This is a genomic window from Paraburkholderia sp. SIMBA_053 (genome assembly GCF_046534895.1).
GTDB lineage: Bacteria > Pseudomonadota > Gammaproteobacteria > Burkholderiales > Burkholderiaceae > Paraburkholderia > Paraburkholderia caledonica.
The window spans coordinates 1-277 of record NZ_JAWRXU010000570.1 but is presented as its reverse complement, the minus strand read 5'-3'; the positions used below and the strand labels follow the sequence as shown (position 1 = coordinate 277).

1 protein-coding gene is annotated in these 277 nt (G+C 62.1%); it reads left to right on the top strand.

Going from position 1 to position 277, the window contains the following annotated elements; genetic code table 11:
- A partial coding sequence (locus tag SB753_RS36890; protein ID WP_410805082.1) for a transposase occupies window positions 1–277 on the top strand: 277 nt, incomplete at both ends.

The following is a 277-nucleotide window of genomic DNA, read 5'->3' as shown; positions in this document are numbered from 1 at the left end:
GCTGAAGCTGCCCAGACCGAACTGGACGCGTTCGAACAGGGTGAGTGGGGCCAGAAATTCCCGACGGTGGTGGCCGCCTGGCGTCGGGCCTGGGATCGCGTGATCCCCTTCTTCGCGTTTCCGCCAGCGGTTCGCAAGGTGATCTACACGACCAATGCCATCGAAAGCGTCAATGCCCGGCTACGCAAGATCGTCAAGACGCGTGGACACTTCCCGACGGACGAGGCCGCGACCAAACTGCTATGGCTGGCCTTGCGCAATATCACGGCTGACTGGA